This window comes from Tumebacillus algifaecis, from assembly GCF_002243515.1.
Lineage (GTDB): Bacteria > Bacillota > Bacilli > Tumebacillales > Tumebacillaceae > Tumebacillus_A > Tumebacillus_A algifaecis.
Map to the genome: position 1 here is coordinate 3,917,379 of NZ_CP022657.1, position 23,233 is coordinate 3,940,611.

Annotated in this window: 20 protein-coding genes; 1 reads left to right on the forward strand and 19 read right to left on the reverse strand. The window is 54.0% G+C overall.

Annotated features, from left to right (window positions below; translation table 11 throughout):
* Nucleotides 1–20 precede the first annotated feature (20 nt).
* The 7 genes from CIG75_RS17340 to CIG75_RS17370 form a co-directional block, all read right to left on the reverse strand.
* On the reverse strand, nucleotides 21–590 hold the full coding sequence (locus tag CIG75_RS17340; RefSeq protein ID WP_094237784.1) for an acyltransferase: 570 nt from the start codon (nucleotides 588–590) through the stop codon (nucleotides 21–23).
* A 3-nt stretch (nucleotides 591–593) separates the two neighbouring features.
* A complete protein-coding gene (gene ppaX / locus CIG75_RS17345; RefSeq protein WP_094237785.1) occupies nucleotides 594–1,238 on the reverse strand; it encodes a pyrophosphatase PpaX in 645 nt (214 codons plus the stop codon).
* A 30-nt stretch (nucleotides 1,239–1,268) separates the two neighbouring features.
* A complete protein-coding gene (locus tag CIG75_RS17350; RefSeq protein WP_227874272.1) occupies nucleotides 1,269–2,219 on the reverse strand; it encodes a nucleoside recognition domain-containing protein in 951 nt (316 codons plus the stop codon).
* A 103-nt stretch (nucleotides 2,220–2,322) separates the two neighbouring features.
* Nucleotides 2,323–3,795 (reverse strand): M23 family metallopeptidase, encoded by a 1,473-nt coding sequence (locus tag CIG75_RS17355; protein ID WP_172844479.1) that lies wholly within the window; start codon nucleotides 3,793–3,795, stop codon nucleotides 2,323–2,325.
* Nucleotides 3,796–3,985: 190 nt separating this feature from the next.
* On the reverse strand, nucleotides 3,986–4,924 hold the full coding sequence (hprK, locus tag CIG75_RS17360) for an HPr(Ser) kinase/phosphatase (protein WP_094237788.1): 939 nt from the start codon (nucleotides 4,922–4,924) through the stop codon (nucleotides 3,986–3,988).
* Nucleotides 4,924–5,850: an NAD-dependent epimerase/dehydratase family protein gene (locus CIG75_RS17365; protein WP_094237789.1), complete on the reverse strand. Its 927-nt coding sequence runs from the start codon at nucleotides 5,848–5,850 to the stop codon at nucleotides 4,924–4,926. The genes hprK and CIG75_RS17365 overlap by 1 nt, the downstream gene beginning before the upstream one ends.
* Before the next feature lie 151 nt (nucleotides 5,851–6,001).
* Nucleotides 6,002–6,649 (reverse strand): hypothetical protein, encoded by a 648-nt coding sequence (locus tag CIG75_RS17370; RefSeq protein ID WP_094237790.1) that lies wholly within the window; start codon nucleotides 6,647–6,649, stop codon nucleotides 6,002–6,004.
* Between the two features lie 125 nt (nucleotides 6,650–6,774).
* Between CIG75_RS17370 and CIG75_RS17375 the strand changes: the two genes are divergently transcribed.
* Nucleotides 6,775–7,275: a hypothetical protein gene (locus tag CIG75_RS17375; RefSeq protein ID WP_094237791.1), complete on the forward strand. Its 501-nt coding sequence runs from the start codon at nucleotides 6,775–6,777 to the stop codon at nucleotides 7,273–7,275.
* 23 nt (nucleotides 7,276–7,298) lie between these two features.
* Here the strand turns inward: CIG75_RS17375 and uvrA are convergent, their stop codons facing one another.
* From uvrA to CIG75_RS17435, 12 genes are all read right to left on the reverse strand, one after another.
* Entirely contained in the window at nucleotides 7,299–10,169 is a 2,871-nt protein-coding gene (gene uvrA / locus CIG75_RS17380) for an excinuclease ABC subunit UvrA (protein ID WP_094237792.1), read from the reverse strand.
* A 475-nt stretch (nucleotides 10,170–10,644) separates the two neighbouring features.
* Entirely contained in the window at nucleotides 10,645–12,636 is a 1,992-nt protein-coding gene (gene uvrB / locus CIG75_RS17385) for an excinuclease ABC subunit UvrB (RefSeq protein ID WP_094237793.1), read from the reverse strand.
* A 90-nt stretch (nucleotides 12,637–12,726) separates the two neighbouring features.
* Complete coding sequence (locus tag CIG75_RS17390) at nucleotides 12,727–13,533, reverse strand: flagellar motor protein MotB (RefSeq protein WP_094237794.1); 807 nt, start codon at nucleotides 13,531–13,533, stop codon at nucleotides 12,727–12,729.
* Entirely contained in the window at nucleotides 13,517–14,311 is a 795-nt protein-coding gene (locus CIG75_RS17395; RefSeq protein WP_094237795.1) for a flagellar motor protein, read from the reverse strand. Before CIG75_RS17395 ends, CIG75_RS17390 begins: the two co-directional genes overlap by 17 nt.
* A 31-nt stretch (nucleotides 14,312–14,342) precedes the next feature.
* A complete protein-coding gene (locus CIG75_RS17400) occupies nucleotides 14,343–15,632 on the reverse strand; it encodes a PDZ domain-containing protein (protein ID WP_094237796.1) in 1,290 nt (429 codons plus the stop codon).
* A gap of 125 nt (nucleotides 15,633–15,757) precedes the next feature.
* Complete coding sequence (locus CIG75_RS17405; protein WP_157729623.1) at nucleotides 15,758–17,203, reverse strand: S41 family peptidase; 1,446 nt, start codon at nucleotides 17,201–17,203, stop codon at nucleotides 15,758–15,760.
* 88 nt (nucleotides 17,204–17,291) lie between these two features.
* The gene (locus tag CIG75_RS17410; RefSeq protein WP_157729624.1) at nucleotides 17,292–18,515 is read right to left on the reverse strand and encodes a murein hydrolase activator EnvC family protein; all 1,224 of its coding nucleotides are present in this window, start codon (nucleotides 18,513–18,515) and stop codon (nucleotides 17,292–17,294) included.
* A 113-nt stretch (nucleotides 18,516–18,628) separates the two neighbouring features.
* Entirely contained in the window at nucleotides 18,629–19,513 is an 885-nt protein-coding gene (ftsX, locus tag CIG75_RS17415) for a permease-like cell division protein FtsX (RefSeq protein ID WP_094237799.1), read from the reverse strand.
* Nucleotides 19,503–20,189 (reverse strand): cell division ATP-binding protein FtsE, encoded by a 687-nt coding sequence (gene ftsE, locus CIG75_RS17420; RefSeq protein ID WP_094237800.1) that lies wholly within the window; start codon nucleotides 20,187–20,189, stop codon nucleotides 19,503–19,505. Before ftsE ends, ftsX begins: the two co-directional genes overlap by 11 nt.
* A gap of 189 nt (nucleotides 20,190–20,378) precedes the next feature.
* Nucleotides 20,379–21,242, reverse strand: a complete 864-nt coding sequence (locus CIG75_RS17425) for a metal ABC transporter permease (RefSeq protein ID WP_094238483.1) — start codon at nucleotides 21,240–21,242, stop codon at nucleotides 20,379–20,381.
* A 9-nt stretch (nucleotides 21,243–21,251) separates the two neighbouring features.
* Complete coding sequence (locus CIG75_RS17430; protein ID WP_094237801.1) at nucleotides 21,252–22,031, reverse strand: metal ABC transporter ATP-binding protein; 780 nt, start codon at nucleotides 22,029–22,031, stop codon at nucleotides 21,252–21,254.
* Between the two features lie 137 nt (nucleotides 22,032–22,168).
* The gene (locus CIG75_RS17435) at nucleotides 22,169–23,140 is read right to left on the reverse strand and encodes a metal ABC transporter substrate-binding protein (protein ID WP_094237802.1); all 972 of its coding nucleotides are present in this window, start codon (nucleotides 23,138–23,140) and stop codon (nucleotides 22,169–22,171) included.
* Nucleotides 23,141–23,233 lie beyond the last annotated feature (93 nt).

Genomic DNA, 23,233 nt, shown 5'->3' on the forward strand with positions numbered 1-23,233 from the left:
GGTTTTTCTTATTGCGACACTTAGTGCAAGATCGTGGTGCTGTCCTCGTCGTGCTCCTGCACAGTCTCTTCCGCCTCGCTCACCCGTTCTGGTGGCAGGGGTGCCTCATCTGCGGCACGAATCACACGAATCGGGTTGCCGCCGACAAACGAGCCCGGTGCCACGTCACGATTGACTAGCGACCCAGCTGCCACGACCGCGCCGTCCCCGATCGTGATGCCGGGAAGCAGCGTTGAATTGGCGCCGATCATGACGTTGTCCCCGATGATCACGCGGCCGAGACGATATTCGTCGATCAGATACTCATGGGCGAGAATCGTCGTGTTGTAACCGATGATCGTGTTGCGCCCCACCGAGATCAACTCCGGATACATCACGTCCACCATCACCATCAAGGCCAGCGCCGTCTGATCTCCAACCTTCATGCCCAAAAACGTGCTGTAGAGCCAATTTTTCAACTTGAGAAAAGGTGTGTAGCGGGCGAGCTGAATCACCACGAAATTCTTCATCACCTTCCAGAAGCTGACCGTTTGATAGATCTGCCACAGGGCGTTCGTCCCTTCGACAGGATAGCGTACCGTCTTGCGCATAGGTCACCTCGTTTCGAGCAATATCTTTTGCAGTTCCTGCATGTCATGAATCATGTAATCCGGCTTGTGTTCGCGCAATCCGGCCTCCCCGCGCAGACTCCACGCCACGGCGGCGGTCTTCACACCGGCCGCCTGACCGCCGAGGATGTCATACGGCGAATCCCCGACCATCAACGTCTGCTCCGGATCGGCCCCTAACAGCCGCATCGCCATCAAAAGCGGGTCGGGATGAGGCTTATGCTTCTCTGTATCATCTGCGGTCACAAAGGCGTCAAAGTATCGACCGATCCCGACCAATTCCCAGCCCATCTGCGCGGTCAAGCGCATTTTGGACGTGACGATCGCCATTTTGATTCCCGCCTGATGCAATTTTTCCAACACCTCATTCACCTGCGGAAATTCGGTGACCAGCGCATCATGGTGCTCAATGTTGAACTTCCGGTATGTCGCGACCAGTTCCTGCGAGCGTCCCGGCACGAATCGTTCCATCTGATCGATCAGCGCCTCGCCCATATGCGGCAGCACGTGCTCGCGGGTGTATTGGCCTGGCACGTGCGTTTCCAACGCGTGTTCAAACGAGCGCAAGATCAGTTCATTCGTATCGAGCAGCGTTCCGTCTAAATCAAAGAGTACATAGCGGTATTTCATCTGTCTTTCCCTCCTGGTGCACTTGTACAGCTACATTTCAATTTGGCCTTTGGACACCGTCTGCCGTCCTGCTTGCCTGCGCCAAAGACGAGCCAGCAGGAAGGTCAGCACCAATGCGGAGACCAAGCGGATCGCGAGCAGGTACCAGCCGTTAACTCCCAGCGGCAGGAAGATCAACGTATCTTCGACCACAGCGTGACAGAGCACGAGAAATACCATCAGCAGGTAGAGCTCGCGTTTTTCCATCGGCTTTTCCCGCGTCGCTTCCAGAATCACGCCCGCGCCGTAAGCGAGCCCAAACCAGATGCCTGCCAGCATCGGAATCGCCGCATGTTCTGACAAACCGAGCATCCGCATCAGCGGCGTCATCTTCACCGCAAGCTTGTCGAGCACCTTGCGCTCTTTCAATACCTGAATCAACATCATCAGCGGAATGACGATCAAGGCCAACTGCCAGACCGCTTTGAAAATCGTCCCCCCAACTTCGCCAAGCACGGACAACAGCGGCATCTCCCAGAGATAGGCGAGATGCGTGTACGTGCCTGCTACGGCGCCGACCTGATTGCCGAGCGCCAGATGGAGCGTCACACCGCCGATAAACGCCATGCCAAACCGCACGAGGACCACGATGGCGCTGTTCAACCCCAAGCGCTTCGCAACCGCCGTTTCCACGAACAGGTTGTGGCAAAATGACAACATCACACAAAGGATTAAAATCTCCGGCGAGTTCAGCGCCAAGGAAAACATGGCACCGATCGCCGCGTATAAGTTCAATGTAAATCCTAATGCCAGCACGATGGCAGCTTCACCTGGCAGGCCGAAGAGCCCCATCAGCGGCGCAAACAGATGAACGACCCACTCGATGACGGGCGTGTGCTTGAGCAGCGAGACGAGCAACGTGATCGGCACAATCACTTTTCCCAGAATCCACGTCGTTCGGAGTCCCGTCAGCCAGCCGCGGTAGATAACGCCTTGCAACACCCTCACCCCACTGTACGTATAGCCTCAAGTAAACTTATGGCTCAATTATAACATAAAGAGACCCGCAACTTGCACGGGCCTCTTCACGAAGACTGCTTGTTTCTTACATATACGGGCTCGGGTTGATCTGCGCGCCATTGATGCGCACCTCATAATGCAAATGAGCGCCTGTTGACCAACCGGTGGAACCGACGCCGCCGATGTACTGGCCTTTGCCAACCGATTGGCCAGGTGACACAGCCATCGAACTCAAATGACCATACAGCGTCACAATCCCGTTGCCATGCGAAATTCGTATGCAGTTGCCATAACCGTCGCCTGCATCGCCCACATAGCTCACCGTTCCTGAGTTGGATGCATAGACGGCCGTTCCGGTCGATGCCGCGATGTCGATCGCCAAGTGCGGGCGACCGCCGCGGTTCTCGCCATAGTACGACGAGACGTACCCGCCGCCGACCGGATAGGCCCAACTGCCACCACCGATCGCTGTCACAGGACCGTTGTAGAAGCCGTAGGTCGGCTTCTTCTTCGTGCCCTTGGCGATGATCTCTTTGACCGGAGCGGCAAGTTCCTCTTCCTTCAGGATGTCCTCTTTGAGGACGATGCCATTTTTCTTGGTGATTTTCACAACCTGCTTGATCTTGCCTGTCTCGCCTTCCTGCACGACTTCCTCTTGACCTTCAAAGATCGAGCTATCATCGCGATACTCAACCTCATAGTTCTTGGTGATCTCGCGCGTCACTTCACTGATCGTCTGCACGCTGATCAGCGGTTCTTTGGCCACAAGATTGATCTCCTGACCTTCACCGATCGCGTCGATGTTTGCGATGTTCGGATTGGCATCATGCAATTGCTCGACCGACATCATGTTCTTAAGCGCAATGTCCCACAGCGAATCACCGCGCGACACTACGTATGTTTTCTGCTCGATGACACCTTGTGCGATCAATTGGAAGGCAGCTTCAAAAGAAGTGACCTTCTGCACTTCGTCCTGCACCTTAATAAAGTCTACCGTTTCCGCAAGGGAGACTTGCTCCTGCTCATTCGGATTGACGTATTGATCCTTCAATCTCGCGATCAGCTTTTCAGCCGTCTCTTGGTCTTGAACCGTCACCACATCACGACCATCGACGCGAACAACGACAACTTCCGCATACTCCTTGGTCGATTCGATGATCGCGTTGGCGACGTGAATCTCATTGGTCACACTCACATGCTGATGAACTGGCTGGAAGATCACTTCCGCCTTCATTTCCGTGCCGAGCGATTGAATTGTCGATTCGATCGACGCTTTATCCTCGATCACTCCGTAATACTGGCCATCTATGTACACACGATAAACATGCTCTGTAGCGGCAACTTTTTCCGAGAATGTATATACACCGACCGAAGTCAGCAACAAGACTGCTAAAGCGGCCATCGAGTTGCGAAGATGGAACGTGCCTTTTACCTCCGCGACACAATTTGCCTTTACCTGTTTCCAATTGATATTTTTGATGTAATTTCTGACTCCTGTAACGCTGCCAGCTACGATTTGACGACCGCGGTCGTTGAGTACTTCTGTCAGCTTACCCATGATATCCCTCCCCAGGAACGAACAACCGCCTAAAAATACGAACTTTAGTTCGCATTTACCCATTGCTTTAGACGGACATTAAAGATTATAAAACCCGATAGTCTGTATTCGACAATATCCTACACGTTCCTTCCGTACTTTTTGTAAAAAATATAATTTGTTACCTACTCATAAGAACCAGAAAACTCCCTCAATCGAGGAAGCTTTCTGAGTTCATCGTCTTCATCATCTTGTCTGACAAGTCTCGCGCCGCATTGTAACCCATCAGTTTCAAGCGCTGATTCATCGCGGCAACTTCCAAAATTACCGCTAAATTACGACCAGGTCTTACAGGCAATGTGAGCAACGGGATGTCGATATCGAGGATGTTGATCGTCTCTTCATCCAATCCCAAGCGGTCATAAGCGACATTGTCTTCCCACATCGTCAGTTTGATCACCAGTTCCAAATCTTTGTGCGTGCGAATCGCGCCTGCCCCGAACAGCGTCATCACGTTCAGCACGCCTAAGCCGCGAATCTCGATCAGATGGCGGAGCATTTCCGGAGACGTACCTTCCAACTGGGTATCGGCGATGTTGCGGATTTCCACCGCATCATCGGCGACGAGGCGATGACCACGCTTGACCAGTTCGAGCGCCGTCTCACTTTTTCCAATGCCGCTGGAACCGGTGATCAGGATGCCGATGCCGTACACATCGACGAGCACACCGTGCAACAGCGTCTCCTTGGCCAGCTTGCGGTCGAAATAGGACTGCAAGCGTCCGGTCAGCTTGGTCGTGGACAGCGCCGTGCGCAAGATCGGCAAGCGATTTTCCCGCGCAGCGTTCATCAGCGCTGCAGGAACTTCCATCGCCCGGGCCAAAATCAGGCATGGCGTCTGTTCATACGAGCAGAGCAGATCGGCACGCTCCTTTTGCTGGAGCGCGCTCATCCCTTCAAAAAAAGTGACCTCGGTGCGCCCCATCACCTGCACGCGCTCCGCCGGGTGATAGGTAAAAAATCCGGCCAGAGCAAGCCCTGGACGGTTGATATCTGAAACGGAGATCAGGCGGCTCATGTCCGCCCCTTCATTGATCAATTCCAACTCAAAGTCGCTGCGCAACTCTTCGATGGAGATCGTCTTTGGCATCATGCTTGCTCACCGTACGCGTTGCGGCCCCACTCGATCGTCTTCGCCAAGCCCTCGCGCAGCGAAGTCTTCGGTTGCCAACCCAGTTCGGTGACCGCCATCCGATTGCTCATCGTGCTGTGATAGATGTCACCGATGCGGGCCGGGCCGTGTACAGCTTCCAAAGGATAGTCGGTCAGGTCTTTCATCGTGCTGTACAGTTCGTTGACCGACACCTGAGTCGCGGTCGAGATGTTGACAGTTAGGTTTTTGTCGGAAGTCAGCGCGATCAGGTTGGCTTCGGCCACATCGCCGATATAGATGTAGTCGCGAGTCGCCCCGCCATCCCCTTCGATGTTGACCTGTTGGCCCTTGATCATCTGTTCCAAGAAGATTGACACAACGCCGCCTTCACCAAATCGCCCTTGGCGCGGGCCGTAGATGTTGGCATAGCGAAGGATCGTATAGTTGACGCCGTACAGCTCACCGTACATGCGAATGTAGTCTTCGTTCACCTTTTTGCTCAAGCCGTAAAACGAAAGCGGGTTGAGCGGATGTTGCTCATCGATCGGCAAGTATTCTGGCGTCCCGTACATCGCAGCAGACGCTGCGAAGATAAATTTCAGCCCAAACTTACGGGCCGCTTCGAGAACTTGAATCGTACCCATGATGTTGATCTGAGCATCGAGCCCGGGGTCCTTGATCGAAAGCGGCACTTTGATCTGAGCCGCTTGGTGCGAGATCGCTTCGATGCCTTCCGCTTCGATCATGCTGTGCAGAGCGGGGTCGTTGATATCCATCTCGTAAAATTTGGCTTTGGGGTGGAGATTGTCCCTTGACCCGGTGGAAAGGTCGTCCACAACTACGACATCATGTCCAGCCGCAATGAATGTGTCAACGATGTGCGATCCGGCAAATCCGGCACCGCCCGTCACAAGAATCTTCATCGTAAGTAATCCCTCCATCGTCCGATTAGATTTCCTTTTACAGGTATCATATCTTGTTTTGCCCAAAAACAAAAGGAGCGGGATTCCCGCTCCTTTTTCTCACAGACTAGCATAATGGTGCCGGAAGAGACGTAGATATAGCAACAAGCAACTAGTGTTCTGTTCCTTTGGAACCGCCCATCGTGCTCTCCACCGAGTGGGTGATTAGCTTTTGCGTGCGTTCTACAAATTCCTGAACCGTCTCTTCAGCTATGGACGAGTGATCGCCGACTTGCTCCAACGCGCCGAGCATCAAGTTGATCAAGCGGACCATCGATTCGGTATCATCTTCAAGGACGAGCGAAGTATCGTCATTGCGCATCACTTTCATATTGAGATAAGGGCCGCCGAACTCTGGCTTGGTGACGGCAAAGCTACACTTGTGCCAGCCGAGCGGATAGTGCACGCGACGGCGGTACGCTTTAAACACAGGGCCGTAGCGAGCGACCAAGTAGCGTAGAAACTGGACGGTCTGCTCGTCATATCCTGCATCGCGCAACTCTTCGATCTCCTCGTGTGTATCGAGCAGACGAAGCGAGGCCACGACAGCCTGAGCGATGTCCGGTCCGGTCAAAATCGACAGACCTTGTTCGATGTCGTGCGCTTCCATCTGGGAGCGGGACAGCTGTTCATGAATCACCGATTCCATCTGCGAACGAAGCTGGGGCTCTTCCTTGAGTCGTTTGGAAAGCTCAACCACGCCTTGATCAATATAGCGCACAAACTCTTGCGATAAACGCTCATGCTTCCAGGTTCCCATCTACAAACTCCTTATCTTCCGATCGTTTCTTCACAACATGCTACTAAAGTGGCGCGCAAAACGCAAGTGCCTCTACTTTTTACATTATTAATACTACTTTCCGAATAATGAGGTGTCAACGGAACATGATAGAGAAACTTTTCATTTTAATCGTTCTGCTCGGCAGTTCCCTACTGACCGCAGCGGTGCTGTATGGGCTAGCCAAACGAGGCCGCAACTTGAGCCGCTTCCGGGAGCGGCAGCAATTTTACAGCGACCTGCACCGCTTCAGCGTCACGATCGTCACCACTTTCGCTCTCTACCTGCTCTACACCCGCGTCCCACTCTGGGCGATCCTGCCCCTGCCTGACGCCATCCCGCTGTTTGCGACCACCGTCTTCCCGATGCTTGCGCTCTGCCTGCTCGCAGGCCGTTGGTACGTCGGCTGCACAGCGGCCCTCCTCCTGCAATGGTTCGTGCTCGCCGTGAACGACCAGGCCCATTTTTTCCTGCAAAATGCGGTGCTGTCCTTGATCGGGCTCGGCCTGTATCTGCTCCATCACCTCAGCAGTCGCTCTGCAAAAAAACGTCAGCATGAATTCTTACGTTTAATCCGCGCGTTGAGACTCAAAAAGCAGGCTTCCTAAAGAGCCTGCTTTTTGACTGACGCCTACGACTGCACCGCGATCTTGGCCTGCTCCTTGGCGCGCGCTTTGTCACGCACCAGAATCGGTCCGAGGAATTTCCCGGTCCACGATTCTTCGATCTTCGCGATCTGTTCCGGCGTTCCAGAGCCGACGATGGTACCGCCCTTGTCGCCGCCTTCAGGACCGAGATCGACCAGATAGTCGGCCGTCTTGATCACATCGAGATTATGCTCGATGACGACAACAGATTCGCCTGAATCCACCAATCGTTGCAACACGTTGAGCAAACGGTCAATATCGGCCGTGTGCAGACCGGTGGTCGGTTCATCTAAAATGTACATGGTGCGCCCTGTGCTGCGGCGATGTAGTTCGGAGGCCAGTTTGACCCGCTGCGCTTCGCCGCCGGACAGCGTGGTTGCAGGCTGTCCCAAACGGACATATCCCAGACCCACATCGAGCAGCGTCTGCATCTTGCGCGCGATCTTTGGCACGTTTTTGAAAAACTCGACGGCATCCTCCACCGTCATGTTCAACACGTCGGCAATGCTCTTGCCTTTATATTTTACCTCTAACGTTTCACGATTGTATCGCTTGCCTTTGCAGATCTCACACGGCACATAGACGTCGGGCAAGAAGTGCATCTCGATCTTGATGATCCCATCGCCTTTGCACGCTTCACAGCGTCCGCCTTTGACGTTAAACGAGAAGCGCCCTTTTTTGTACCCGCGCATCTTCGCTTCGTTCGTCGCCGCAAACACATCGCGCACATCATCGAAAACGCCCGTATAGGTGGCCGGATTGGAGCGCGGGGTCCGCCCGATCGGAGATTGGTCGATGTCGATGATCTTGTCGAGCAGCTCCAACCCTTCGATCGACTTGTGCGCGCCAGGTTTCGTCTTGGCCCCGTTCAGATGCATCGCCAACGATTTTTTCAAAATCTCGTTGACCAGCGTCGATTTGCCCGAGCCTGACACGCCCGTTACACACGTGAACAACCCGATCGGAAACTTGACGGAGATGTTTTTCAAATTGTTCTCTTTGGCCCCGTTCACCTTGACCCACTTGTCGCCAGGCTTGCGGCGCTCCTCCGGCACCGGAATGAACTTCCGCCCGCTCAGGTAAGCTCCGGTCATCGAATTCTCATCGGCCATGACCTGCTCTGGCGTCCCTTGCGACACGATCTGCCCGCCGTGCACGCCTGCCCCAGGCCCGATGTCGATGATATAGTCGCACGCGAGCATCGTGTCTTCATCATGCTCGACGACGATCAGCGTGTTGCCCAGATTGCGCATGTGCACCAGCGTGTTGATCAAACGCTCGTTGTCGCGCTGGTGCAGCCCGATCGACGGCTCATCCAAGATGTACAGCACGCCCATCAGCGACGACCCGATCTGCGTCGCCAAGCGAATCCGCTGTGCCTCGCCTCCGGACAGCGTGCCTGCCGAACGCGACAAGTTGAGATAATCGAGCCCCACATCGCGCAGGAAGCCGAGCCGCGCTTCAATCTCTTTCAAGATCAGCTTGGCGATCGTCAGCTCCTTTTCAGATAGGGAAAGACCGCCAAAATAGCCAAGCGCATCGATGACCGACAACCCGGTCACATACGAGATGCTCTCCCCGCCGATCGTCACCGCCAAGCTCTCCGGGCGCAAACGCTTGCCTTTGCAGGCCGGACACGGCTTGGCGCTCATGTACTCTTCGATAAACTCACGCACATAGTCGGACGTCGTCTCCCGATAGCGGCGCTCCAAGTTGGTGATGACCCCTTCGAATTCCATCTCCGCTATCTTCGACTGACCAAAATCATTTTCATACTTGAACTTGATCTTATCACCTTGACTGCCGTAGAGAATCTTTTTCAGCTTCTCTTCCGGCACGTCGCGAAACGGCAGTTTCGTATCGACCTCGAAATATTTGGCCGCCGCTTCGAGCAGCTGCGGGTAATAGTTGGAAGTCCGCCCTTGCCACGGTTCGATCGCATCTTCTGCCAGCGACTTCGACCAGTCAGGAATCACCAAATCCGGGTCGATTTCCATGTTCGTGCCAAGACCAGCGCACGTTTCACAGGCCCCAAAGGGCGAGTTGAACGAAAACATGCGCGGGGCCAGTTCGGGCACGGAGAACCCGCACTCCGGGCAAGACAAGCTGGAGGAGAACAGCATCTCTTCTCCGTCCACGATGCCCACGATCACCGTGCCTTCTGCCAGCTTCAGCGCCGTCTCCAGCGAATCGGCGAGGCGGGTCTGCACTTCGTCTTTGACCACGATGCGGTCAACGACCACTTCGATCGTGTGCTTTTTGTTTTTCTCCAGTTTGATCTCGTCGCTTAACTCCCGCAACTGACCATCGACGCGGACGCGGACGAATCCCTGCTTAGAAATGTCTTCGAACACTTTCGTATGCTCGCCTTTGCGGCCTTTGACGAGCGGGGCGTAGATTTGAATCCGCGTGCGCTCTGGGAGTTCCATGATTCGATCGACCATCTGCTCCACCGTCTGGGACGTGATCTCGATGTTCGGGTGGTTCGGACAATGCGGCCGCCCGACGCGGGCAAACAGCAAGCGCAGATAGTCATAGATCTCGGTGACCGTTCCGACCGTCGAGCGCGGGTTGCGCGAGGTGGTCTTCTGGTCGATGGAGATCGCCGGAGACAGCCCGTCGATCGAGTCCACATCCGGCTTGTCCATCTGTCCCAAGAACTGTCGTGCATAGGCAGAAAGCGATTCCACATAGCGGCGCTGGCCCTCTGCATAGATCGTATCGAACGCCAAAGACGATTTGCCCGAACCGGACAGTCCGGTCAAGACGACAAACTTGTCGCGCGGGATCGTCACATCAACATTTTTCAAATTGTGTGCGCGCGCACCTTTGACAACAATGTTCTCTTGTGCCATTTCCTTCCTCTTTTCCACGATGTATACGAACAAACATTCTCTAACTCCTATATTGACCCATTTTCTTCAAAAAAGCAACGGACGATAAGAAAAATCAAAAAAACCCCAACCTATAAATTAGGCTGGGGTCCTTATTGAATGATTATTTGGTCTGACCTAACTACAGATGTTGCCGCCACGGATGATCACATTTTTCATAAAATGCCACCTCGGTTAGCAAGTTTCGAATTGGTATCTTAATTATAGCTTACATCTCGATTCTTGACTAGCAGTATTTTTAACTTCAGGGAAAACCAATAAATAACACGGTATTAATATATCTCTTAACATTCGATGTCACCCTTCATTTAACCGATCGTTTCACCAGCTGGGGTCCCACTTTGTTATGCCTGCTTACCTGCTACCTCGATGCAAGCACTTGCCCTCTGCAACTGCGCTCCCCATTTCGGCAAAAAGAAAAACGCCGCAGGATTCCCTACGACGCTTTCAATTCCAAAATGATATCGCGCAACTCGGCCGCACGCTCAAACTGCAATGCTTTGGCCGCATCTTTCATCTCTTGCTCCAGACGAGCGATCAGTTGCTCTTTGTCCTTTTTCGACATCTTCTCTACATTCTGCTCCACCTTGAGTTGCTCTTTTGCATCGGTGGTTTTCACAGCTTCGATGACATCGCGGACTTTCTTGTTGATCGTTGTCGGAACGATTCCGTGGGCCGTGTTATATTCGATCTGGATGCCGCGGCGACGTTCGGTCTCTTTGATCGCAATGTCCATCGACTTGGTGATTTTGTCCGCATACATCACCACTTCCCCGCCTGAATTGCGCGCCGCTCGGCCGATCGTCTGAATCAACGAGCGCTCGGCGCGGAGGAAGCCCTCTTTGTCCGCATCGAGAATCGCCACCAGCGACACTTCCGGCAAGTCCAGCCCCTCCCGCAACAGGTTGATGCCGATCAGCACGTCAAACGCACCGACGCGCAGGTCGCGCAGAATCACCATCCGCTCCAACGCTTTGATATCAGAATGCAGGTAGCGCACTTTGATCCCCAAGTCTTTGAAATAGTCGGTGAGGTCCTCCGCCATCTTCTTGGTCAGCGTGGTCACCAACACACGCTCATCACGGGCGATGCGCTTGTTGATCTCTCCGACCAAATCGTCGATCTGCCCTTTGATCGGTCGAACGTGGATCATCGGGTCGAGCAAGCCGGTCGGACGGATGATCTGCTCGACGACAAGCGTGCTGTGCTCCTGCTCGTACACGCCAGGGGTCGCCGTGACGTACACGGCCTGCTGGAAGCTTTGTTCAAACTCGTCAAATTTCATCGGGCGGTTGTCCTTCGCAGACGGCAAGCGGAAGCCGTGATCGACGAGCACATTTTTCCGCGCTTGGTCGCCGTTATACATCCCGTTGATCTGCGGAATCGTCACGTGCGCCTCATCGATGATCAGCAAAAAGTCGTCCGGGAAGTAGTCGAACAGCGTGCTCGGCTTGCTGCCCGGCGGACGCCCTTCCATATGCATCGAGTAGTTTTCAATCCCGGAGCAAAAGCCGATCTCCGCCATCATCTCCAAGTCATAGTTGGTGCGCTGCTCCAAGCGCTGCGCTTCGAGCAACTTGCCGTTGTCGCGCAGCTCGGTGAGCCGCACTTCCAACTCGGCACGAATGCTCTCCATCGCATCTTTCAACTTGTCACCCGAAGTCACAAAGTGCGATGCCGGATAGATCGCCACATGAGCGCGCGTCCCGACGATCTCACCTGTCACCACGTCCACCTCGGTGATTCGATCGATCTCATCCCCGAAAAATTCGACCCGCACCGCCTGCTCGGAGCGTTGCACCGGGAAGATTTCCACCACGTCGCCTCGCACGCGAAACGTCCCGCGAGTGAAGTTGATGTCGTTGCGCTCGTACTGCATGTCGATCAAGCGCCGCAACACATCGTCGCGACCTTTTTCCATGCCGACGCGCAGGGACAGCACGAACTTGCTGTACTCGGTTGGCGAACCCAAGCCGTAGATCGAGGAAACGGAGGCCACCACCACCACATCGCTGCGTTCAATCAAAGAAGAGGTCGCGGAGTGGCGCAGTTTTTCGATCTCGTCATTGATCTTAGCGTCCTTTTCAATAAACGTGTCAGAAGAGGGTATGTACGCTTCCGGCTGATAGTAATCGTAGTAGGAGACAAAATATTCGACGGCGTTGTTAGGAAAAAACTCCTTAAACTCTGCCGCAAGCTGTGCGGCCAGCGTCTTGTTGTGTGCGATGATCAACGTCGGCCTGTTCACGTTAGCGATCACGTTCGCCATCGTAAAGGTCTTCCCCGACCCGGTCACCCCGAGCAACGTCTGATGACGGTTGCCTTGATGCAATCCATCGACCAACTTCTCGATCGCCTTCGGTTGATCGCCTTGCGGTTTATATTCAGAAACCAGTTCAAAGTTGCGCTGTTCACGAATCACTTCCATGTTCGACACTCCTTCCGAATTCCATTATACAATATCCCGCAAACAAAAAAGGCAAGATCTGGTGATCTTGCCTTTCCGCTTGCTCAGTTGTTATTGAATCACATTGTTCTTATCAAACGGAGAGATCGATGCTGCTTTGTGTTGGCGCAGAACGATCAGGTTGACACGGCGGTTCGAGGCGCGATTGGCCACGGTGTCATTGGGGCTGAGCGGCTTGGTGTCCGCATAGCCGACCGCGTGCAACCGTTTGTCCGGAACGCCTTTCCCTTCGAGGTCGTGCAGTACGTTGATCGCCCGCGCTGCGGACAGTTCCCAGTTCGACGGGAAGCGGGAATTGTTGATCGGCACGTCGTCGGTGTGACCCTCCACGGCGATCTCATTGGGCACCACTTGTAAGAACGGAGCCATCCCGCCCAAGATGCGTTGGGCCTCCGCTTTCAAGTTCGCGCTGCCCGATTCAAACAGTGCGGCATCGTTCAAGGTGATCTGCACCCCGCGCGCGGTGTCGATCACGTTGATCTGACCTGCGAGGTTATTGTCATGGATGAACTTCTCCACCTTTTTCTTCAAATCTTCCAAACGCTGTTGTTCCTGCTCCTGGGCTCGCTGTTCGGCAGTCGCCCCTTGCGCTTTTTCCTTGGAATCCTGTTCGCCGTCCTTCGTCGTTTTCGAAATGATCCCCGTGTTCCCCATCGAGTCGATCTGCACCTGATTGCTCGGATGGAGTGCCTTGTTCAAAGACACCGACAAAGAGTCAAATTTCGCTTGGTCGATCGAAGACATCGCGTACATGACGACAAAGAAAATCATCAGCACAGTGATCAAATCCGCATAGGTGATCAGCCACCGCTCGTGGTTCTCATGGCCCCCGCTATGTTTTTTACGTCGTCTCGACATTGGCTTCCCCTGCCTCCGCTTTCGGTGCACGCAAGTTCGGCGCCAGGAACGCCTTCAGCTTCTGACCGAGAATGTTCGGGTTTTCACCCGCTTGGATCGACAAGATCCCTTCGATCATCAATTCGCGGATCAACACTTCCTGTTTGGTCCGACTTTTCAGTTTGGTCGCCAACGGGAGATAGATGACGTTGGCAGATGACACGCCGTACAAGGTAGCGATAAATGCGGTTGCAATCTGCGGCCCGAGGTTCTCAACGTCAGACAAGTTCCCAAGAACGTGTACCAATCCCATTACCGTACCGATAATCCCCATCGTCGGAGCGAAACCACCCGCTTGATCAAACGGCAGTACCGCTTTTTCATGACGGGATTCGATAAATGAAAGCTCCGTTTCCAAAATGCTGCGTACCAGCTCCGGGTCAACGCCGTCCACCACGAGGCGGACACCGTTTTTGAAAAATTCATCGTCGTACGTCTCGATCTTTTCTTCCAGCGCCAAGATCCCTTCCCGTCGGGCCGTCGTCGCCAGAGCGACCAGTTCCTCAATCGTCTCCATCGGGTCACGCGGCTTGTAGGTGAAGGCGATCTTCAGTAATTTCGGGATCTTCTTCAATTCTTCGAACGGAGTTGCCAGCGTCACCGCGCCGAACGTACCGCCAAATACGATGATAGCTGCAGTTGGCGAGAGCAGTGCTGATAAGTGACCGCCTTCGAGGAGGAACCCGCCTCCGAGCGCCACCAAGCCCAGCAGTAAGCCAACGATCGTTGTGATATCCATGTTACGTATCCTCCCAGATCTGTTCTACAGTTTAGTGGTATGAAGATGGTGCTTGCTTTCCGCCCCCAACCAGGCGCCCCCACAACCATCGCCACGGAGAGATCGAACCCAACCGCACATACTGGCGGGCTTGATCGTCCGGCACGAGGATAATGCCTAGTTGATGATGATCCCCCATATAGATCGGCGTTGCGGCAAACCTCGGCTCACCTTCAGGAGTGAGCAGTTCCAGTTTGGCATACGCCGGATTCTGATTAATTGCAAAATGCAGCTCATACGGCGAGCTGACTTTCATGCCGTTGACTTTGACGATCGTCTCCCCGGACATCAATCCAATCTCTTCGGCTGGTGATTTCGGCAACACGGAGAGAATTTTCAACCCTTGCAGCGGACGTACATACAGCGGTTGCCCACTCTGCTCCTCACGCACTTCCCAGAGGATTAACAGTTCGTGAGCGATCGTGCAGAACAAAGCGGTCAGCCAAAGCAGCGGTGTAAAATAGGAACCGCCGATCGACAGCCCGAGCAAGATCACACTGTAACCGAGCAGATAGTTGGACGTCCGCCGCGCTGTCTTTTGCGGCGTTTTGGTCAGCGCAGCCCCAGAGAAACCAAGGATCGCAGGCACGGGCACAACCATCAGCCCAGCTCCGAGCGCACCAAGCGACATCAGCGGCCACCAGTCAGGTACCGCGACACCGGTCCCTGTTCCTGTCACCACAAATGCGCCCATCGGAATGACCCAAAACTTTTGCAGGATAAATCCGCCGATCAACCGCCCCCGCTTGCCTTCGACAAATACTGGAAGCGGCGCCTGCGCGCCATGAAAGCGAACAAGCAACGCCTCGACGAGGTGCAATACGGCAACCAGCGCCATCAGTGCAGGAATCTGTAGGCCCAGCAGATCCTGATAGATGTTGTAAAGCCACGCAGGACCGCCAGAAAACACAGGCAAAGCCTGCAAGATCAGGCTGACCACCGAAAGGAGCCCCCCGGCATAGGCAAAACAGACATAACGCACATTGAGAAGCGCCAACACAAGTGCGACCACCCAGACGTAGATCAGATCGACCGGAGACAGCACCACGCCGACCACGCTGAGCAACAGCGTTGCCAACACACCGCCGCCAATGCCAAACAGCAGCGAGCGCAGAAACTGGTCGGTGACCGAGGTGCAGCGCACGCCGAACATCCGGCGCTCCATACCGTTTTGACGCACATACTGCATCAAGACGAGCAGTAGTGCTACATAAAAAAGAGGATGTGCCACGACTTTGGCCAGGCCTGAGAAAACGGTGATGAAAATGGATAGCTCAGTCATACTCACACGCGCTCCTTTTCACGTAAAGAAAAACAATAATATACATTTAAAAAATACCCGAAGAGCCTTATGCTCCTCGGGTACAATACTTCGACATCATTCGCCTGCACTCCTGCTGTTTTTGCTTATGGAATCAATTTACGAAGCACACGTTGCGCCATCTCCAACTGCGTATCGTTTTTCTTCAATTTTTCGTGCAGAAGTTCCATCATTTTGGTCGTTGTCTTTCCTTGGATCGTCCCTGTCGCTTCGATGTTGTTCGCCTTTTGGAACGCGGTGACCGCTTCGGTCGTCTTGTTGTCGAAGAAACCGTCCACGCGGCCTGGGTGGAAGCCGAGTGCATCGAGCATCGTCTGCGCCGCTTTGACCTCATTGGAAAACTGCTCTTGCTTCAGCTCTTTTTCCGGGTCGATCGCAGGCAGACTGGCGTATGCTGGCAATTCTACCTTGTAGTCCGGCTCGATGCCGTTTTTATGAATCCAGTTTCCATCCGGAGTCAGCCACTTGGCGATCGTGTACTTGATGTCTGAGCCGTCCTCAAACTGCTTGGTCGTCTGCACGGTGCCTTTGCCAAACGATTTCGTGCCAACCAGCGGCACACCGCCCGATTCTTTCAAGGCGCTGGCCAAAATTTCGGCTGCCGAGGCGGTGCCTTCGTCGATCAGCACGACGATCGGCAGGTCGAAGGACTTCGCATTCGACTTGTAGGTATCTCGCTCCCCGTTGCGATACTCAACTTGCAGGATCATCTTCCCTTCCGGAAGCAGTTCATCCACCATTTTTACCGTCATGTTGAGCAGTCCGCCCGGATTTTGGCGCACGTCGATGATCAGACCTTTCATGCCTTGCGCTTTCAGATCTTCCAGCGCTTTGGAAAATTCGGTATAGGTCGTCTCAGACACCTTGGTGATCTGAATTTTGCCCATTTGCTCTGGCAACATCTCCGAGTAGACCGTCTCCAGCGGAATCGTGTCGCGGATGAGCGAGATGTTGATTTCCCCCTGTACGCCAGGGCGTTCGATGATCAGTTCGGCCTTGGAACCTTTTTTCCCGCGGATGTGCACGACCGCTTCCGATGCGGTCATGCCATCCAGCACTTTGCCGTCTACCGAGCGGATGCGGTCGTTCGGCTTGACACCCGCTTTTTCGGCCGGGGAGCCTTTGATCGGCGAGACGACAACAATTTTGCCTTCTTCTGCGCGAATCTCCGCGCCGATGCCCTCGAAGGAGGACTCGATGTTTTCATGAAATTGGGCCGCTTCTGTCGGCGCCATATAGGTGGAATACGGGTCGTCGAGCGACTTGATCATCCCTTCGATCGCCCCGTTCAGCAGTTGATCGCTTTTCGCTTCTTGGTAGAACGATTTTTGGAGCGTGCTGTACGTCTCCATCAGTTTTTGAAATTCGGGCGTCGCGGTCGTGCTCTCGGGAAGAGCGCTTGTCCCGTCGCCACTCGTCAAGAGTGCGGTCACTCCGCTGCTGATCACGATCGCTGCGATCAGCGCCAGAATTAAATAGCGGCCTCGTATGTACATCGTCTTCTGCACCACCTTGTCTCTGTTGTCTGCCAACAAATATTCATTTTATTATACTCCATCCGTTAGATGATAGTACAACACCCTTCCTGGGCAGGAAGGGTGTTTGCAAAATCGTAAAATTTTAGAGATACGTATACGGATCGATATCCTTACCGTTTTGATAGACACCAAAATGCAAATGCGGTCCGGTCGAGCGTCCCGTGGAGCCCATCTTGCCGATAATCTGACCTTGTCCGACCTGTTGACCGACCGAGACCAGCACGCCGCCGTTCATCAAGTGTCCGTACAACGTCCAAAGATCACCGCCGTGGTCGATGATGATGCAGTTGCCAAAGCCAGTTACCCAACCGGCCGTGATCACGATACCACCTTGTGCAGCCGAAATATCGGTGCCCGTGTTGGCCGCGATGTCCATGCCGTTATGACCAGCGCGCTGCCCGGTGAACGGGTCGATTCGATTGCCCCAGTTGGAGGTGATCACACCGCCGCTTGGCACAGGCCAGGAGAACGGACCGCTGAGCGCAGGTCCGTTGCCGCCTGTGTTCGGATTTTGCGGGTTCTGAGTGCTTTGCTTGCGACGTTCTTCGCTGATCTGCTGTTGGATACTATAGATCGCATTGATCGACGCTTCCTGAATGTTACGCTGTTCCGATTCGATTCGCTCCTGCTCTTCTTTGTTCGCTTCGAGCTGTTTGGCGATCTCCTCTTTTTTCGATTTCAGGCTATCGAGCTGCGTTTTTTGCTCAAGTTGGGTGGCTTGCATGTTGACGAGCGTGTTTTTCTCATCTTCCAATTTCTTTTTCATTTCTGCGATCAGATCGCGGTCCTCTTTGTTCTTGCGCAGGATGACCGTGTCTTGTGCAAAGATCATCTGCAATGCATTAAATCGCTCCAGGAAGTCGGAGAAGGAAGTGGCACCAAGCAGCACCTCAAGGTATTGCACTTCCCCTTTTTCATACATCAGCCGCAAGCGCTCTTTGAGCAACTTATCCCGCTCAGCTACGCGCTTTTCGGCCTCTTCAAGCTCGCCTTGCGTGCGCTCGATCTGCTGACCTTTTTTGTAGAGCTCGGTCTGCAGACGAGCGATCTCGCCTTCTTTTTCATTGATTTGTGAGGAGAGCTTTTCAATCTCCGAGGCGTTGACATTGATCTGCTTTTGAAACTGGTCTTTCTTCTCTTTTGCCGCCTTCTCTTTCGCACGGGCGTCGTCGAGTCTGTTCTGCTCATTTTGTTGCTGTTCTTGCAGATCATTGAGGTCGGCCACTGCGACTTGCGGCACGATCAGGGCAAGCGCAAGCGCAGAGGTGATCCCCCACGTAAGGCGTTTGTGAGACTTGAATTGCATGTTCATGGTCTCCCTTCCCAAAGCGACAAATGTTTAGCCCGCATCGGCTGCGGACAAACTGAAATCATCAAGTAAAAAGAGCATATGCTCGTGTACTTATGATTTTTCTATAGTTAGATGCGCAGGAAACGACTGATCGACATCACCGAGCCGATCATCCCGATCAGGGCCCCGATCGCAAGCAGAATGCCAGCGACGGTGAACATGAGCGGATCAAAATCGGCAAAACGAAAGAGCATGATACCCGGCACGCTTTTCGTCAGATAGTCATAGCCGATACCCAGCGCCAGAATTGGCAGAATTGACCCGAACACACCGATCAACAGACCTTCGATCAAAAAGGGCCAGCGGATGAACCAGTTGGTCGCCCCGCAGAGCTTCATGATCTCGATCTCTTTGCGGCGAGCGAAGATCGTCACCTTGATCGTGTTGTTGATCAAAAACAAAGCGGTGAAACACAGACCGATCACAAAAACGGCTCCGGCGTTGCGCACCAGCTCGGTCACATTGAACAGTTGATCGACCGTCTCATTGCCGTAATCGACCTTTTCGACATGATTCAACGTGCGGACTTTCGTGGCGAGACTGGCCGTTTGCTGCGGGTCCGACGCTTTTACCCAAAAGACGTCGGGCAACGGGTTGTCCTGTTCGAGTCCATCGAGCAGTTGACCGTTGTCAGCAAGCTTATTTTTTAAGGAGGCTAAACCCTCCTCTTTGGGAACAAATTTTATTGACGCCACACCGGGCAGATTTTTCAGTTGGCGCTCCAACTCGACCACTTGCGCCCGGTCCGTATTTTCCACAACCGAAACGCTCATCTCGACTTGGTTTTCCAACTGATACGAAAACTGTTGCACGTTGTAAGCGAGCAAGAGGAACACGCCGAGCAACAGCAGAGTAACAGTGACAGCAGACAGGGATGCGAACGTCATCCACGCATTGCGGGTCAAGTTCTTCAACCCTTCACGGCAATGACGGCCAAACGTGCTAATTTTCATAGCCGTAGACCCCCCGTTTCTCGTCACGGACGATCTGACCTTCTTCGATGGCGATGACTCGTCGTTTCATGGTGTTGACAATCTCTTTGTTGTGGGTCGCCATCACGATCGTCGTGCCGCGTCGGTTGATCTCTTCAAACAGGTCCATGATCTCCCAAGACGTTTCCGGGTCGAGGTTCCCCGTCGGCTCGTCCGCGATGATGACAGCCGGGGAATTGATCAGCGCGCGCGCAATCGATACGCGCTGCTGCTGACCGCCTGACAACTGGCTCGGGAGTGCATCCGCTTTATCGCTGAGCCCGACCAGTTCCAGCACTTCGGGCACGCGAGTTTTAATCTTGCGCTTCGGCGCTTCGATCACCTCTAGCGCGAACGCTACATTTTCGAAAATGGTCAGATTGGGCAAGAGTTTGAAATCCTGAAAGACGACGCCGATCTGACGGCGCATCAAAGGAATCTTGCGCTCTTTGAGCCGCTCGATGTTGAAGCCGTTGACGTAGATCGAACCGTTGGTCGGACGTTCTTCGCGATACATCAATTTAATAAACGTGGATTTACCGGCGCCGCTAGGGCCGACCACGTAGACAAACTCACCCTTATCAATCCGAACGCTTACACCTTGCAAAGCAACAGATCCGTTCGGGTATTGCTTCCAAACGTCGTGCATCTCGATCATCGTTTCACACCACTTTCTAGTCTGAGATTGTCGGCACGTGCCGCTTTGACGATGTCGAAAAAAGAGACAGTTGGTCATACACCACTCCCTCCTATTCGACGCGACCGTGTCAGTTCCTGTAATAAAATGCTGGAAACATAAGAAAAACACCCGAGGAGGGTGTTTTTTCTTAATAGGTTCATTCCGTTCCTAGCGCTCTTCGACCGTTTTACCCGCGATCACACCTGCATCTTCTTTTGAGCCCAGGCGCGTTTGGATAAACAGCACGACCCGCTTGATCCCAAGCACGGAGATGAGGATGCCGATCAGGACGAGGACGATCGTGCCGCCTGGCGGGATGTCTTGATAAAACGACAGCGTGAGCCCTGACAGGACGCCGAAGAGCCCGATCACGACGGCGAGCACGACGGCCAGCGTAAACCCTTTGCTGAGCCGAAGCGCGATCGCCGCCGGAAGCACCATCAGCGACGAGACGAGCAAGACGCCGACGATCGGCATCGAGACGGCGACGACCAGACCTGTCAACAGTGAAAAGGCGAGTGACAGCCAGCGCGTCGGGATTCCGCTGACCTCGGCCGTTTCTTCATCGAAGGTCAGCACGTACATCGGGCGCCACAGGAAAAAGAAAAAGAGCGCGCACAAGAGCAGCACGCCTGCCATCACCAGCAGGTCGGTCGAGTTGACCGCGATGATCGACCCGAACAGATAGGAGGTGAAGCTGCGGCTCACCCCTTGGTTCATGCTCATCAAAACGAGTGCGGTCGCGAGGCCCCCCGACATCAAGATCGCGATCGACAGCTCGCTGTAAGATCGAAATGAGCGACGCAACGTATCGACCAAAATGGCACCAAACAGCGCCGCAGCCATTCCGGTCAGCATCGGATAATAGCCGAGCAACACACCGAGCGCGACCCCGGCCAGCGAGACGTGAGACAGCGTTTCGGCCACCAACGATTGGCGGCGCAACACGATGTACACACCGATCACCGGAGCGATCAGTGCGATCATGCCACCGGCCAGGAAGGCATTTTTTAAAAAGCCGTATTGCAGCATTTCAAGCACTTATCTCACTCCTTCCGCTTGCTCTTGGCGCAGGATCGGCTGCTGATCATCATAACAGCAATATAAAGGAAGCGACTGCGGACGACCGCTCAGGTCCATGCGCTCACGGAACTGTTCCGGCGTGCCGTCGAAGCGAATCCATTTGTCGAGGACGAGCAGACGCGACAGACGCGGCAAGGTCTCTTCCAAGTCATGCGTGACCATCAGGACGGTGCGGCCATGCGCCTTGACCTGATGGTGAAGCAGGTCGTAAAACATCGTGCGGGCGGTGACGTCCATCCCGGTCGTCGGCTCATCGAGCACGAGCAGATCGGGCTCCAGCACCAGCGTGCGGGCAAGACAGACGCGCTGCTTTTGCCCGCCGGACAGCTCGCCGATCTTGCGCTTGCGGTGTTCCCACATCCCGACTTGGCGCAACACCTGCTCGACGCGGGCGACCTCCTCCTTGGGCAGAAAGCCAAACCAGCGTTTGCGGGTGAACAGACCTGAGCGCACCAGTTCATAGACGGTGCTGGGGAACCCTACATTAAAGGAAGCGATTTCCTGCGGGACGTAGCCGATGACGACCGGTTTGCCACTTCCGCTTTGTTTGTCGATCACAATCGAGCCGCGCTGAGGTTGCAAAAGCCCGAGCAAAAGTTTTAACGTTGTGGTTTTTGCGGAGCCGTTTGGCCCGGTCAGCCCGATAAATTCTGACTGACGAATCGTCAAGTTCAACCCTTCCAACACCGGCGTGGGCCCATACCCAAAGACTACCTCGCGCATTGCTGCCAGTTCCATCTGCAATCCTCCTCTCCTCTATCGAATCTAGTTTCGGTGTCAGCATGCGCACCCGAATCGCTTGCTCCGCACGTCTTCGCTGTACCACTGTTCTATGTGTACGCGGCGGAGCAAGCGAACAATTGCGCCTGCTGCTATTATTTGGTCAGCGCTTTTGTCAACGCCTCAAGATTCTGTTTCATCACGCCAATGTAATCAAGTCCGCTTTTCTTCTCCTCTTCGGTCAGACCTTCTAACGGATTGAGCACCGCCGTGACCGCTCCGACCTCTTTGGCGACCGCTTCGGCCACTTTTGGCGAGACGAGCGTTTCAAAGAAGATCGTATTCACGTTGTGCGATTTGGCGAAGGCGACAATGTCTTTCATCTCCGACGCGGACGGCTCCTGTTCCGGTGAGATGCCTGCGATCGGCACCTGTTTCAATCCATAGCGGTGTGCGAGATAGGCAAATGCGGTGTGCGACGTGACAAACTCTTTCGATTTCACCTGTTTCAAGCCATCTTGGAACGACTGATCGAGCGCTTTCAATTCCTTGAGATAGGCTTCCGTGTTCTTTTGGTATTCCGCTTGATGTGCGGGGTCAGCCTTTTGCAGCATCGCGGAGATTTCCTGCACTTCATGCTGAGCTAGTACCGGGTCGAGCCAGATGTGCGGATCGAAATTGCCATGATCGTGATCATGCGCATGATCGCCATCCTTGTGCCCTTCGTGTCCTTCTTCTTCGACGCCTTCCATCAGATCGGCGCCGTGCGAAGCTTCGACCACTTTCAGATTCTTGTTGCCTACCGTTCCCAGCACACTATCGACCCAAGATTCAAACCCTGCACCATTATATACGAAAATGTCCGCTTCGGAAATGCGCGCCACATCTTTTGCAGTCGGTTCCCAGTCGTGCGGCTCCGTACCGGCCGGAACGAGCACAGTGACGTCCGCAAGGTCGCCTGCTACTTTTTTGGTAAACTCGTACATTGGGTAAAAGCTGGTGACGACCTTTATTTTATCGGAAGTGGACGAGTTTCCAGGGCCGGAATTCGGCTTTTCAGCACATCCTGTCAGGATCAGTGAAGCGGCGACAAGACTGCTTGCCGTTAGTTTCCACCATTTGTTCATTTTGCAAACTCCCCCTAAAACGTAATCATTACGAATTCGATGTTTCCACTATACTCCTTTCGTATCCGTTTGTAAAACGTAATTCTTACGATT